Raw genomic sequence first — 277 nt, forward strand, 5'->3', positions numbered from 1 at the left:
TCTTGAAGCGCTCTCGCATCCTGTTGCAGGGTCTGAGATTGCTGCATAATATGTACCGCTTGTTAAGGCTGTTGTTGGAGCAATCACTGTTCCGCCTGTTGAAGCTGTGTACCAAACGATGTTAGATTCATTTGTTTGGATACTTGCAAATGTTGGCGCATTTACCAAACAGAAGTTTTGCGTTCCAGCAGTCACCAATGTTGGAGTTCCCGGATCATTTACAATCACATCAACTGTCAATCTTGAAGCGCTCTCGCATCCTGTTGCAGGGTCTGAG

At 45.8% G+C, this 277-nt stretch carries 1 protein-coding gene; it reads right to left on the bottom strand.

Annotated elements, in window-relative coordinates; translation table 11 throughout:
- On the bottom strand, positions 1–277 hold a 277-nt coding region (locus tag DM397_RS00215; RefSeq protein ID WP_162615414.1), incomplete at both ends, for an Ig-like domain-containing protein.

The organism is Flavobacterium nitrogenifigens (assembly GCF_003254565.1).
Taxonomy (GTDB): Bacteria; Bacteroidota; Bacteroidia; order Flavobacteriales; family Flavobacteriaceae; genus Flavobacterium; species Flavobacterium nitrogenifigens.